Raw genomic sequence first — 219 nt, 5'->3', positions numbered from 1 at the left:
ATCGGTGGCTGGCGGTGGACGCGGCCTATCAGCGCTGGTCGCCCCCTGCTGACCTGGCTCCCCTGGTGCACGAGCCGGTGCAGGCCGAGACGGGTTTGCTCACCGGCGCCCCGCTGAGCCTGCGGTGCGATTTCGAGGCTTTGCCTTTTCCTTCGTCGAGCCTGGACCTGGTGGTGCTGCCGCACGCACTCGAGTTGGCTCGCGACCCGCACCACCAAT

1 pseudogene is annotated in these 219 nt (G+C 68.5%); it reads left to right on the top strand.

The window, feature by feature from the left end:
- Positions 1–219 (top strand): annotated as a pseudogene (locus tag B2W70_RS11085) (SAM-dependent methyltransferase); the annotation flags it as partial.

The organism is Aquabacterium sp. UBA2148 (genome assembly GCF_002328915.1).
Lineage (GTDB): Bacteria > Pseudomonadota > Gammaproteobacteria > Burkholderiales > Burkholderiaceae_C > Aquabacterium > Aquabacterium parvum.
Note: the sequence above shows the minus strand (reverse complement) of the source record. Positions and strands in the feature narration are given on the sequence as shown.